Source organism: Cutibacterium namnetense (assembly GCF_001642025.1).
Lineage (GTDB): Bacteria > Actinomycetota > Actinomycetes > Propionibacteriales > Propionibacteriaceae > Cutibacterium > Cutibacterium namnetense.
In genome coordinates, this window is the sequence record NZ_LWHO01000016.1 from 1 (window position 1) to 253 (window position 253).

1 protein-coding gene is annotated in these 253 nt (G+C 58.5%); it reads right to left on the reverse strand.

Annotation, left to right across the window (positions count from 1 at the left end):
• Positions 1 to 253 (reverse strand): PKD domain-containing protein (locus A5483_RS10915; RefSeq protein WP_193790483.1); only part of this gene is annotated, 253 nt, incomplete at both ends.

A 253-nucleotide genomic window follows, 5' to 3' on the forward strand; every position in this document is an offset into this window, starting at 1 on the left:
GAGAGTGTCACTGGCGCCACTGTCGTCGGTGATACGCAAGTGCGCCCGATACTTTCCGATTCGGGTGAGGGTGCGAGTGATCTCAGGCGTAGCACTATCAATCTCGTAGTGTTCGTCACCATCCAAATCCCATTGCCAGCGGCGGATATGGCCGAAAGCCGTATACGACGAGGACGCGTCCAAGTCGAGTGGTTCGCCTTGGCGTACGAGTTCTTGCCCGATCACGGCGGCACGCATCCGTACCCCTGGTACT